Raw genomic sequence first — 11,858 nt, forward strand, 5'->3', positions numbered from 1 at the left:
GTACCAGCCCGCCCCGGCGGCACCCGCCGCCCCGGTCGCGTACGAGCCCCGGCCCCAGCACGCGCCCCCGCAGCAGTCCGCGCCCGCGCCGCAGAGCCGGCCCGCCCCGTCGGCCCAGCAGCCGCCTCCCGCCGCGCCGCCGCAGGGCCGGGATGCCGCGCCCGCCCCCGAGCCCTCCCACAGTTCGTACGGGGCGGAGCCGCCGCGGTCCGTGGCCCCCGAGGACGACACCGCGGAGGCCGACGATCCGGATCTCGTCGACTCCGCACTCTCCGGGCACGAGCTGATCGTCCGCGAGCTGGGCGCCACGGTCGTCGAGGAGTTCACCAACGAGCAGTGAGGCGGAGGAGGCCCGCGCCCGCCCGCAGGGGCTTCCCCGCCGCGCGGGCCTCCCGCCCGTCCACCCACCGGCGGCCGACCGGGCTTCCCGCGCCCGGCGGTGCGTCCACCCACCGGCGGCCGTCGGGGCTCCCCGCGCCCGGCGGCTAGGCTGCATCCCGTGAAGGTCCTCGTCATCGGCGGCGGCGCCCGCGAACACGCCCTGTGCCGCTCTCTGTCCCTCGACCCCGACGTCACCGCTCTGTACTGCGCCCCCGGCAACGCCGGCATCGCAGAGGTGGCCGAACTGCACCCGGTCGACGCGCTCGACGGTGACGCCGTCGCGCGCCTCGCGACCGAGCTGGGCGCCGGGCTGGTGGTCGTCGGCCCGGAGGCGCCGCTCGTCGCCGGGGTCGCCGACGCCGTGCGCGCGGTCGGCATCCCCTGCTTCGGCCCGTCCGGTGAAGCCGCGCAGCTGGAAGGCTCCAAGGCGTTCGCCAAGGACGTCATGGCCGGCGCAGGCGTCCCCACCGCCCGCAGCTACGTCTGCACCACCCCCGCCGAGATCGACGAGGCCCTCGACGCCTTCGGTGCCCCGTACGTCGTCAAGGACGACGGCCTCGCGGCCGGCAAGGGCGTCGTCGTCACCGAGGACGTGGACGTGGCCCGCGCCCACGCGCTCTCCTGCGACCGCGTGGTCATCGAGGAGTTCCTCGACGGCCCCGAGGTCAGCCTCTTCGCGATCACCGACGGCACCACCGTCGTGCCGCTCCAGCCCGCCCAGGACTTCAAGCGCGCCCTGGACGGCGACAAGGGCCCGAACACCGGCGGCATGGGCGCCTACTCCCCGCTCCCGTGGGCTGACCCCAAGCTGGTCGACGAGGTCCTCGAAACCGTCCTCCAGCCGACCGTCGACGAGCTGCGCCGCCGGGGCACCCCCTTCTCCGGGCTGCTCTACGCGGGCCTCGCGATCACCTCGCGCGGTGTCCGGGTCATCGAGTTCAACGCCCGCTTCGGCGACCCCGAGACCCAGGTCGTCCTGGCCCGGCTGAAGACCCCGCTGGCCGGTGTCCTGCTCGCCTCCGCCAACGGCACCCTCGACGTCCTCCCCCCGCTGAACTGGCGCGACGACGCCGCCGTCACCGTGGTCATCGCCTCGCACAACTACCCGGACACCCCGCGCACCGGCGACCCGATCGACGGGCTCGCGGACGTCGCGGCGCAGGATGCGCCCGACGCGTACGTCCTGCACGCCGGGACCCGCGCCGAGGGCGACGCGGTGCTCAGCGCGGGCGGCCGGGTGCTCTCGGTGACCGCGACCGGCAAGGACCTCACGGCGGCCCGGGAGCGCGCCTACACCGCGCTCGGCCGGATCCGCCTGGACGGCTCCCAGCACCGTACGGACATCGCTCTGAAGGCCTCCCGGGGCTGACCCGGGGATCACCCGCCCCGGACAGCACTCCGGCAGTCCGCCCACGCCCCCGGGCCCCGCAGCCCCTCGCGCCCCCCTACGCCACCGGCGTACGCGGCAGGCGCGAGGGGCTGTCCCGTGCCACCAGCCCGTTCCCGGCCTGCCCCATGGGCGCGGACACGTCAGCAGCTTTACCCAAAGCCATTCCATCGGGTGACGACTGGGCTATCCGGATGACGGCCGCCGGGCCCCCAACTAGGGTGCGGCGCAGGCGTTCCGGCACTTGGCCCACCGGCATTGCGATGTCGGTGACGGGTGCCACAGTGGGGGAGTGAGCTACACCGCCGCGAGGGCCAAGAGGGCCGCGATGAGGGCAGAGGGGGTGACGTCCGGCCGTGTCCGGTATCGACGTGGGTGAGGAGCTGGGTGCGCGGGCCGCGCAGGCCCGGGCGCTCGCCCTGCTGCGGATCCGCAGCAGGGCCCTGGCCGTGGCGATCCTGCCCGCGGCCGTCGCCGTCGTGCTGTTCGCGGCGGACGCGCAGGGGCATCTGGCCGGTCCGGCCTGGGACGCCGTGCGCTGGACGGTTCTCGGCGTCGCGGTCGTCGTGCTGCTGGTGACCGTCCTGGTCGCCGTCTCCGTGGCCCGCGCGCGGCCCGCCATGAGCCCGACCGTCCCCGTGCCGGAGGAAGGCGCCCCCGACCTCTACCGCCTGGTCCGCGATCTGGCGGACCGGCTCGACGTGCCCGCGCCCTCGGCCATAGCGCTGACCCCGGACTGCGACAGCTGGCTGGAGGACCGGACGCACCGCGCGCTCCGGAGGGGCCCGGGAGCCCCGGCGGAAGCCGCGGACACCGCCCCCGTCCTGGTCATCGGCTCGCCGTTCCTTTGGTGGATGCGCGTCGCCGAGCTCCGCGCGGTCCTCGCCCCCGTGGTGGCGGGCACGGGCCCGTCCGCGCATCCCGACATAGCCGCCGCCCGCCGCTTCGTCCGCGGTCTGGACGCCGCGATCGCCGATGCCGCCGCCCCCGGCCGGGGCCCGGTGCGCGGGGCACCCCTCGCCTTCGCCGGCTGGGTCGCCCGGCTGCTGCTGCGGGCCTGCCGGGGCCATGCCGCCGAGATGGAGCGCTGTGTGGCGTCCGCCGCGTCCATGCGGGCCCAGACGGTCGACTACGGGCTGCGCATCGCCGCCCAGGAACAGGTCGGCCTCGCCTACGCCGGCTGGGACCGGCTGCTGACCCGGGTGGCGCTGCCCGCCTGGCGGATGGGCCGCTGGCCCTCCCGGCTGGACGCCGGGGTCGTCTCCGCGCTCACCGAGCTCTCCCGCCGGGACCGGCTGGCCGACGGCTTCGCGCTGCGCCTGGGCGAGCGGCCCGCGTGCGACCTGCTGGAGGAGCCCGGCGTGGCCGACGAGGCCGCGTCCCTGCTCGCCGCCCGGCTCTTCCACGGGGGGCCCGCCGAGAACGGTCCGGGCTGGGCGCCGGTGGACTGGCAGCAGTATCCCGACGAGGTCGTCGACCGGAAGTGGCGCAGCGAGGCGGCCCGGCTGCACCGCGTCCTGGACACCCTGGGCGTCCCCCGGGCCTCCGCCGCCGACCCGGCCGTCCCCACGCTGGCCCGGGTCATGGAGCACCTGTCAGGAGCCGGCGGCCCCGGCGGCCCGGGCGAGGCGCTCGCGGCGGGCATCGGCGCCGCGGTCGCCCGCGAGGAGGCCGCAACCCCGGGGCACGGTGGCCCGGGGGCAGGAGGCGCGGCGCACGGCGGCCAGGGGCACGGAGGCGCGGGGGGCGGCCCGGCCGGCGACCCCCTCGACCTCTGGGGTCCTGGCCCGCTGCCCCTCTTCCCGCTCCAGCCGCCGCGTACGGGCACCGAGCTGCTCGCCGACCACGTCGCGGCCATGGTCTGCTGCGCGGCCGTCGACACGGCGGGCGCCGCCCCCGGCCTGGACTGGCTGGACGGTCCCGCGCTGCTCGTCGGCGGTGAGCGCCGGGCGGACCTCGCGGCTCCGGTCCTCAGCCTCGTGGAGGACGGCGACCCGGACCCGCTGCTGTCCTGGCTGGCCCAGGTGGGCGTGCGCTCCGACAAGCCGGTCCGCCTGGTGTGACCGCGTACGGGACCGGGGCACGCCCACCGGAGCCGCGGCTGGGGCGGGGGCGTCCGGAGAGCGGAGCGCGCTGTTCGGAAGGAGTCGTTCCGTTCCCGTCAATTCGCGACGAAGGGTGACGGGCTGCGTGCGTTATGTGATGTGCTGGGGATCGGCGCTGACATTCGGCGCACCAGAGTTGTCCGGGGGGTCACCCGAGCAGTGCGGGGGATCCGAGGGAGGGGCGCGGCATGGGGGCGGAGCAGATTCGCCGGTGGGAGTCGGGTGCCCTCGCGCACGCGGTGAGCGATCCCTTCGGCCAGGGCCCGCTGCCCTGGCTGCGCGGCAGTGAGAACTACTTCGACGACACCGGCCAGGTCGTCCCCTGGTACGCCGACCTCGCCCGCTCCACCGGCGGCGGAACCCGCACCGCCGACGACGTGCACCGCCAGATCAAGGGCTTCGTCTCGCCCGGTGCGGCGGCCCCCGGCGAGGCCATCGACTTCCACATCACCGTGGACCCGCCCCAGCAGTTCTCCGTCGACGTCTACCGGATCGGTCATTACGGCGGCGACGGCGCGTCCAAGATCACCACGAGCCCGCGGCTCTCCGGCATCGTCCAGCCCCCGCCGCTCGCCGCCGACCGGACCGTCTCCTGCCACCACTGGTGGATGTCCTGGCGGCTCCAGATCCCGAGCTACTGGTCGGTCGGCGCGTATGTGGCCGTCCTGACCACCGCCGACGGCTACCGCTCGCACATCCCCTTCACCGTGCGCCACGACCACCCCGCCGATCTCCTGCTCCTTCTGCCCGACATCACCTGGCAGGCGTACAACCTCTACCCGGAGGACGGCCGCACCGGCGCCAGCCTCTACCACGCGTGGGACGAGCGGGGCCGGCTGCTCGGCGAGGAGGACGCCGCCGTCACGATCTCCTTCGACCGCCCGTACGCCGGATCGGGCCTGCCGCTGCACGTGGGACACGCGTACGACTTCATCCGCTGGGCCGAGCGGTACGGCTACGACCTCGCCTACGCCGACGCCCGCGACCTGCACGCGGGCCGCGTCGACCCGAGCCGCTACCGGGGCCTGGTCTTCCCCGGCCACGACGAGTACTGGTCGCTGCAGATGCGCCGGGCCGCCGAGCGCGCCCGGGACTCCGGCACCTCGCTCGTCTTCCTCTCCGCCAACACCATGTACTGGCAGGTGGGCCTCGCCCCCTCCGCGTCCGGCGAGCCCGACCGGCTGCTGACCTGCCGGAAACGCCGGGGGCCCGGGAAGTCGGCCCTGTGGCGCGAGGTGGACCGGCCCGAGCAGCAGCTCCTGGGCATCCAGTACGCGGGCCGGGTCCCCGATCCCCGCCCGCTGGTCGTGCGCAACGCCGAGCACTGGCTCTGGGACGCCACGGGCGCGGTCGAGGGCGACGAGATCCCGGGCCTGGTCGCCGGTGAGGCCGACCGCTACTTCCCGCGTACCAGCCTGCCCGAGCACGACAACCGGATCCTGCTCGCCCACTCCCCGTACGAGGACTCCGAGGGCGCCACCCGGCACCAGGAGACCTCGCTCTACCAGTCCCCCTCCGGCGCACTTGTCTTCGCCTCCGGCACCTTCGCCTGGTCGCCGGCCCTGGACCGCCCCGGACACACCGACGCCCGGATCCAGCGGGCCACCGCGAACCTCCTCGACCGGATCTGCAAGCGCGACTGACGTACGACAGCCGATCAGGGCATCTGCCGCTTCATCAGGGCAAACGCGCCTACCGCGCCTGCACTTCTCCTTCACAAGATCTTGTTCCATATGTGGCTGCGGTGTAAGTTCGCGTTGCCTACGGCTGGTTGACCGCGATCGAGCAGCCGTATTCGCGACCCAGGGGGGTCCCTGGTGTTCAGGTTCTGAAGCCGAGGCCACAACGCTGCCCCGCACCATGGGGAGATCACGAAATGAGTTCCAAGAGACCTGCGCTGTCCCGTGCCGCCACAGTGGCTGCCGTGTCGGTCGCTCTGCCGGCGACGGGCACCTCGACGGCGATGGCCGACGGTGACGGCGACTGCACGAACACCGGCAACATCTGTGTGTTCAACCAGCAGCAGCCCACCAGCTACCACAACGGCTACTACGACCTGAACGACCCGCACCCCAACTTCCACGGCAAGTACTACCTGATCAAGCGCGCCTTCTACGACAACAACGACGAGTTCTCCTCGTTCCGGAAGACCGGGTGCTGACGAAGGTGACCGCACTTCCACGCGTCGTCGGGGCGGTCGCCCTGCTCGCCCTGACGATGTGTGCCTGCTCGACCTCGGGCGCGGAGGGCGGGGAGCCGAAGCTCGGCTCCGTGCCCACCCCCGGGCATCTCGACGCGGCGCAGATAACCACGCCTCTCGACGCCTACCTCCCGTCCCCGGAGGAGAACTACACGCTCAAGAAGGCACGCGTACTGCTGGTCAACTCCTGCATGCGGGAACTGGGTTACGCACAGAACCCGCAGCCGCTCTCCCGGTTCAGCGGCGAAGCGTACCTGGAGCACGGCGAGTTCCTCGTCGTACCGCTGGAACAGGCGGAGCGATACGGCTACAAGAAGCCACCCGAGGGCAAGGACGCCGGCGCGGGCGCCGAGTCGCGGTACGGGAAGAGCGTGACGGACACCCAGGGCAGTCTGCTGACCGGCAAGGTCCCCACCTTCAACGGCAAGAAGGTGCCGGCGGAGGGCTGTGAGGGCGAGGCCCTGCGGATCATCACGAAGGGCGCGGCGACCGCCGAGGAGGTCACCATGCCGGACGGCTCCGCGGCCGGCTCCGGCAAGGGCGGCTTCGGCGAGGGCTACGCCGAGATGGTCGTCTCGTCGGCTCGCGGCAAGGCCATGGCCAAGGTCCGGGAGGACAGCCGCTTCCAGGACGTCACCGAGCTCTGGTCGGACTGCATGGAGAAGCAGGGTTACGACTACGACTCCCCGAGCAGCGCGTGGAACGACAAGAAGTGGGCCGACGCCTCCCGGGCTGGGAAGCAGGAGATCGCCGTGGCCGTCGCCGACATGGGCTGCAAGAAGAAGGTCAACTACCTGGGCGTGGGCATCGCGGTGGAGACGGCCTACGAGAAGCAGGTGATCGAAGAGAGCGCGGAAGTTCTCGAGGACGCCAAGGACAAGACGGCCAGGTGGGTCCAGAATGCGAACCAGGCGATCGAAGCGCGCTGACGCCGATACGGCCTCCGGGGGACCGGCGCACGGTGCCCCGGCCCCGGCCCTGGCTCGCCGCAGACGGGTGCTGATCGCCGTGGTCGTGGGGGCACTGGTGACCGGGGGCGCGGGATTCGGGCTCTCCACCGTGGTCCGCTCGCCCGCCCAGGCCGCCGCCGAGGCCGGGGCCCCGGAGCGCGACGTGCTCACGGCCGACGTCGAACACCGGGTGCTGCGCTCCTCGTTGGTGGTCCGCGGCGAGGTCGCCGCCGAGCGCACCTTCACCGTGTCCGCGGCGGTGAACGCGGCCGAGGGGGCCGAACCCCTGGTCACCAAGGCGCCGTTGCGGACCGGTGACCAGGTGCGGGCGGGAAGCGTGCTCGTGGAGGTCTCCGGGCGTCCGGTCTTCGCGCTGCCCGGATCCCTGCCCGCCTACCGCGACCTCAAGCCCACGTCCCGCGGGAAGGACGTGACCCAGCTGCGCGAAGCGCTGGCCGGACGCGGCTTCCCGTCGGTGGCCGATCCCGCGGGCGAGTTCGGCGCTGCCACCCAGGCCGCCCTGGAGGCCTTCTACCGGTCTCTCGGGTACGACCCCCGCCCGGTCGCCGAGGACGGGGCCGACCGTGTGGAGGCCGCCAGGACAGCCGTCACCGACGCCGAAAGAGCACTGCAGGACGTCCAGGCGGCGGACCCGCGGGAGCCGAAGGCCGTCGTGCGGGGCGAGGAGGACCTGGGCCGGGCGAGAGACGCGCTCGCCGAGGCACGTCTTCAGGCCGGAGCCATGCTCCCCGCATCGGAGGTCGTCTTCCTGGACCGCTTCCCCGCCCGGGTGGAGTCCGTCGCCGCCCAGGTGGGAGATCGGGCCCCCGGCGACGTTATGACCATCTCCTCCGGTTCCCTCGGCATACGGGGAGCGCTCACGCCCAGCCAGCGCAACGCGGTGGCGGCCGGACAGAAGGTGCGCATTCTCGCCGAGGCGACCGGCGACGAGTTCGACGGTACGACCGGATCGGTCACGGACCCCGACGGGTCGCAACAGCGGGCGCAGGGCGACGGCGCTACGGAGGACGGTGCGGGCGATACCGGCGACGGGGCCATGGCGGTCCTGAACGTCACTCCGGACACGAAGCTCGACGCTGCCCTCGTCGGCCAGGAAGTACGCCTCACCATCGAGATCAGGGCCTCCCGGGGCAAGGTGCTGGTCGTTCCCTTCTCCGCGGTGTCGTCCGCCGCGGACGGCAGCACCGTCGTCACCGTCCTCGCCCCGAACGGCGAACGCCGGCAGGTGCGCGTACGCCCCGGCCTGGAGGGCGACGGCAGCGTCCAGGTGACCCCGTCGCCCAAGGACGCGCTCGCCCCGGGCGACCGGGTCATCGTGGGCAAGGCCCCGGGCAGCGAGGACGCCACCCGGTGAGTTCCGTACCGGTCATCGAGTTCCGCGGTGTCGGTCTCACCTACCCCGGCCCTCCGCCCGTCCCCGCCTTCCTCCCCGCCGACCTCGTCGTCAGCGGCGGGGAGTACGTCACGATCACCGGGCCGTCCGGGTCGGGCAAGTCGACGTTCCTCAACATCGCGGGACTCATCGACGCGCCCACCCGGGGGCACTACCTGCTCGACGGCGTGGACACCACCGGCCTCCCGGACTCCGAGCGGGCCGGGCTGCGCGGGCGGCGCATCGGCTTCGTGTTCCAGTCGTTCCACCTGCTGCCGCACCGCAGCGCCCTCGAGAACGTGGCGCTCGCCATGGTGTACACCGGGGTACGCCGCCGGGAACGCGCCGCCCGTGCCCGGGAGGCCCTCGTACGGGTGGGGCTCGGCCATCGCATCGACGCTCTGCCGACCAGGCTCTCCGGCGGCGAGCGGCAACGCGTGGCCATCGCGCGTGCCCTGGTCGCGCGGCCCTCGCTCCTGCTGTGCGATGAGCCGACGGGGAACCTCGACACGGCGACCGCCGCATCGGTTCTCGCCCTTCTCGACGATCTGCACAAGGACGGAATGACTCTCGTCGTCATCACCCACGACACCTCGGTCGCAGCCCGTGGCAGTCGCACCCTGACCATCCGGGACGGCCGGCTCACCGAGCCCCCGGGCCGGGACACTCCGACCGCCGTGCTCCGCACCGCGGCGGACCGGACCGGCGCGTGACGCCCCCCGGGCGGGGTGCCCGGCGAGCCGGGCGGCGTCGCAAGGGGAGGGGCCGACGCCCCGACCGGGCCGCCGTCTCCCGGTTCGCGCCGCGCGACCTGCTGTCGGAGGCCGTCGCCGGCATCCTCCAGCGACCTGCCCGCTCCGCGCTCACCGCGCTCGGCACGGTGCTGGGCATCGGAGCGTTCGTGGCCGTCCTGGGCCTGACGGCGACGACCTCCTCCCAGATCGACGGCCGCTTCAACGCCCTGACCGCCACCGAGGTCACCGTCGAGGACGTCGGCGCGTCCGACGGATCGGCCATCGGCGTCTCCTTCCCCGAGGACGCGGCCGCCCGGATCGAACGGCTCAACGGCGTCTCCCACGCGGGCGTCTACTGGCCGGTGAGCCTCCCCGAGGGTGACAGCGTCCGGGCCTCTCCCGTCGGTGCGACCGTCGGCGAGGAGGAGACCCAGGTGGCGGCGGCCGGTCCGGGCGTGCTGCGCGCGGCGCAGCCCACGCTCAAGGAGGGCCGCCTCTTCGACGCGTACCACGAGAGGGAAGCCGTGCCGGTGGCCGTCGTCGGCTCGGGGATGGCCGCCAGGCTCGGCATCACCACGCTGGAGAGCCGCCCGGTGGTGTTCATCGGGGACCGTCCGTTCACCGTCATCGGCATCATGGGCGACGTCCGGCGCAAGGCGGACCTGCTGCTCTCCGTCGTGGTTCCGGCCACCATCGCCGCCCAGGAGTGGGGCGAGCCGGGCACGGGGACCCCCGCCAGGATGCTGAACTCCACCCGGCTGGGCGCGGCCGCCCAGGTCGCGGACCAGGCGCCCCTGGCACTCGACCCGGCGCACCCGGAGCGCTTCAAGGCGGTTCCCCCGCCGGACCCCAAGGCGCTGCGGGACACCGTCGGCTCCGACCTGAACCAGCTGTTCCTGCTGCTGGCCGTCGTCTGCCTGGTCATCGGGGCGGTGGGCATCGCCAACACGACGTTGGTCGCCGTGCTCGAACGTACGGGGGAGATCGGGCTGCGCCGCACGCTGGGCGCGAGGGGCCGGCACATCACCAGCCAGTTCCTGGCCGAGTCGGCGGCCCTGGGGGCACTGGGGGGCCTCGTGGGGACCGCGCTGGGCACACTGACCGTGGTGGCCGTCGCGATGGCGCGGCAGTGGACGCCGGTCGTGCACCCCGCGACCCTGCTCGCCGCCCCTCTGATCGGCCTGGTGACGGGGCTGCTCGCCGGCGGGTATCCGGCGTGGCGCGCCAGCCGGATCGAGCCCGCCGAGGCGCTGCGGCGCTGAGGGGAGCCCTCCCGCCGCGGCGGATACGGCGGGGGCCCCGGGGCCCGGCGCGCGCTCCGCGTCCTCCGTACGGGACAATCGGAACCGCTCCTGGATCAATCTACGCGGAGGCACCGTGTCCGGTTTTGTAGAAAAGCCCGAGCCCGTACAGGTTCCGGGCCTCACCCACCTGCACACCGGCAAGGTGCGTGACCTGTACCGGAACGAGGCGGGCGACCTCGTGATGGTCGCCAGCGACCGTATCTCCGCGTACGACTGGGTCCTGCCGACCGAGATCCCCGACAAGGGCCGCGTCCTCACCCGGCTCTCGCTCTGGTGGTTCGACCAGCTCGCCGACCTCGTCCCCAACCACGTCATCTCCACCGAGCTGCCCCCGGGCGCCCCGGCCGACTGGGCGGGCCGCACCCTCATCTGCAAGAGCCTGCGCATGGTCGAGGTCGAGTGCGTGGCCCGCGGCTATCTGACCGGCTCCGGGCTCGTGGAGTACGACGCCACCCGTACGGTCTGCGGCATCGGTCTCCCCGAGGGCCTGGTCAACGGGTCCGAGCTGCCCGGCCCGATCTTCACCCCGGCCACCAAGGCGGCCGTCGGCGACCACGACGAGAACGTCAGCTACGAGGACGTGGCCCGCGAGGTCGGCGTGGAGACCGCCGCCGAGCTGCGGCGCACCACGCTCGACGTCTACCGCCGGGCCCGGGACGTCGCGCACGAGCGCGGGATCATCCTGGCCGACACCAAGTTCGAGTTCGGCTTCGAGACCACCGAGGACGGGACCGAGCGGCTGATCATCGCCGACGAGGTGCTGACCCCGGACTCCTCGCGCTTCTGGCCCGCCGCCACCTGGGAGCCCGGCCGCGCGCAGCCCAGCTACGACAAGCAGTTCGTGCGCGACTGGCTGACCTCGCCGGCCTCCGGCTGGGACCGAAAGAGCGAGCAGCCGCCGCCGGCGCTGCCGCAGGAGATCGTGGACGCGACCCGCGCCAAGTACATCGAGGCGTTCGAGGTGCTGACCGGCACCAGCTGGGCGTAACGACCGGTGGACACGGAGAAGGCCCCGGACCGAAAGGTCCGGGGCCTTCTTCTCGTGGAGCGGACGACCAGGTTCGAACTGGCGACCTCAACAACTGAGCTACGTCCGCAGTGCGCCGAAGCGCGATGCCTACTATACCCATCCTCGCTCGCGTGCGAGACGCACTGCCGTATGCCGGTTCTCCGCACCGATCTTGGAGGCGGCCGAGGAGAGGTAGTTGCGTACGGTCCCCTGGGACAGCGAGGCCCGCTCGGCGATCTCCGCGACCGGCGCCCCGTCCGCCGCCAGTTCGAGCACCTCGGCCTCCCGGGCGGTCAGCGGGGAGTCCCCCGCCGAGATCGCGTCGGCGGCCAACTCCGGATCCACGTAACGGTTTCCGGCGTGGACGGTACGGATGATCTCCGCCAGCCGCCGGG

Annotated in this window: 10 protein-coding genes, 1 tRNA gene and 1 pseudogene; 10 read left to right on the forward strand and 2 right to left on the reverse strand. The window is 73.5% G+C overall.

The features are described from left to right. From D3105_RS27860 to D3105_RS27905, 10 genes and pseudogenes are all read left to right on the forward strand, one after another. Positions 1–340: pseudogene (locus D3105_RS27860) on the forward strand (DNA polymerase III subunit gamma and tau); the annotation flags it as partial. Between the two features lie 159 nt (positions 341–499). Then, a complete protein-coding gene (gene purD / locus D3105_RS27865; protein ID WP_118905744.1) occupies positions 500–1,750 on the forward strand; it encodes a phosphoribosylamine--glycine ligase in 1,251 nt (416 codons plus the stop codon). Between the two features lie 374 nt (positions 1,751–2,124). Then, positions 2,125–3,831, forward strand: coding sequence for a hypothetical protein (locus D3105_RS27870; RefSeq protein ID WP_118905745.1), 1,707 nt, complete (start codon positions 2,125–2,127; stop codon positions 3,829–3,831). A 230-nt stretch (positions 3,832–4,061) separates the two neighbouring features. After that, positions 4,062–5,516, forward strand: a complete 1,455-nt coding sequence (locus D3105_RS27875; protein WP_118905746.1) for a N,N-dimethylformamidase beta subunit family domain-containing protein — start codon at positions 4,062–4,064, stop codon at positions 5,514–5,516. A gap of 281 nt (positions 5,517–5,797) precedes the next feature. Next, positions 5,798–6,034 (forward strand): hypothetical protein, encoded by a 237-nt coding sequence (locus tag D3105_RS27880; RefSeq protein ID WP_118905747.1) that lies wholly within the window; start codon positions 5,798–5,800, stop codon positions 6,032–6,034. 5 nt (positions 6,035–6,039) lie between these two features. Further along, positions 6,040–7,002: a hypothetical protein gene (locus D3105_RS27885; protein WP_123947590.1), complete on the forward strand. Its 963-nt coding sequence runs from the start codon at positions 6,040–6,042 to the stop codon at positions 7,000–7,002. Continuing rightward, entirely contained in the window at positions 6,974–8,398 is a 1,425-nt protein-coding gene (locus tag D3105_RS35795; RefSeq protein WP_276311865.1) for a peptidoglycan-binding protein, read from the forward strand. Before D3105_RS27885 ends, D3105_RS35795 begins: the two co-directional genes overlap by 29 nt. After that, positions 8,395–9,129 (forward strand): ABC transporter ATP-binding protein, encoded by a 735-nt coding sequence (locus tag D3105_RS27895; protein WP_118905749.1) that lies wholly within the window; start codon positions 8,395–8,397, stop codon positions 9,127–9,129. The genes D3105_RS35795 and D3105_RS27895 overlap by 4 nt, the downstream gene beginning before the upstream one ends. Further along, on the forward strand, positions 9,126–10,412 hold the full coding sequence (locus D3105_RS27900) for an ABC transporter permease (protein WP_118905750.1): 1,287 nt from the start codon (positions 9,126–9,128) through the stop codon (positions 10,410–10,412). Before D3105_RS27895 ends, D3105_RS27900 begins: the two co-directional genes overlap by 4 nt. 115 nt (positions 10,413–10,527) lie before the next feature. Then, positions 10,528–11,442, forward strand: a complete 915-nt coding sequence (locus D3105_RS27905) for a phosphoribosylaminoimidazolesuccinocarboxamide synthase (protein ID WP_118905751.1) — start codon at positions 10,528–10,530, stop codon at positions 11,440–11,442. A 55-nt stretch (positions 11,443–11,497) separates the two neighbouring features. On the opposite strand, the gene D3105_RS34750 is transcribed toward D3105_RS27905, so the two are convergent. Both D3105_RS34750 and D3105_RS27910 read right to left on the reverse strand, forming a co-directional pair. After that, a tRNA-OTHER gene (locus tag D3105_RS34750) sits at positions 11,498–11,551 on the reverse strand. 23 nt (positions 11,552–11,574) lie between these two features. Then, on the reverse strand, positions 11,575–11,858 hold a 284-nt coding region (locus tag D3105_RS27910; RefSeq protein WP_133305712.1), incomplete at its 5' end, for a response regulator transcription factor.

This window comes from Streptomyces globisporus (assembly GCF_003501885.1).
GTDB classification, from domain to species: domain Bacteria; phylum Actinomycetota; class Actinomycetes; order Streptomycetales; family Streptomycetaceae; genus Streptomyces; species Streptomyces globisporus_D.